The organism is Micromonospora sp. M51 (genome assembly GCF_018070305.1).
In the GTDB taxonomy this organism is placed as follows: domain Bacteria; phylum Actinomycetota; class Actinomycetes; order Mycobacteriales; family Micromonosporaceae; genus Micromonospora; species Micromonospora parva.
On the sequence record NZ_JAGPXZ010001378.1, the window covers coordinates 1 to 681 of the forward strand.

At 76.5% G+C, this 681-nt stretch carries 1 pseudogene; it reads left to right on the forward strand.

Annotation, left to right across the window (positions count from 1 at the left end):
- A pseudogene (locus tag KBX53_RS34940) lies at nucleotides 1-681 on the forward strand (hypothetical protein); the annotation flags it as partial.

Genomic DNA, 681 nt, shown 5'->3' on the forward strand with positions numbered 1-681 from the left:
CAGTGAGGCCGAGCGGCGGGCCAACGAGCGGGCGGCGGTTGCCCGCGCCGCCACCGCGCGGCCGGTGGAGCCCGAGCCCCGGGCCGGCACCGCTCGCCCGGTCGCGCCCGAACCGTCCAACGGCGCCACCCGTCCCGTCGCACCCGAGCCCGTGTCCGGCACGACCCACCCGGGCGCCTCCGAGGCCCGCACCGGCACCGCAGAGACTGCGGAGACCGACGCCCGGCCCACCGTCACCCCGAGCACGGCACGCACCGCCGAGCGCGACAGCGTCACCCGGCGGTCCGACACCACCGACCGGGCCACCACGGACCGCCCCGTCGACCCGACTCCGGGCGTCACCACGCCCGAGCCGCCGGTGACGCGGGGCCCGAAGCCACGGGCCAGCCTGCTCGCCACGCTCGGCCTGATCGTCTCGGTCGCCGGCGCGATGTTCGTGCTGACCGGCACCCTGGCCGGGTACGGCATCGGCCTCGGCGCGTTCGGTGCGGTGCTCGCGGTGCTCGGCCTGATGGCCACCCGCCGTCGGCACGTCGCCGGCACTACCGACGCGCTCTTCGGCGTGCTGATCGGGTTGGCCGCGGTCGTGATCGGGGTGCTCGCGATGACCGGCCAGTTCGACTGGCCGACCACCGACGGCGACTGGGTGCAGCGCTTCCGCGAGTGGCTTGACTCACAGTT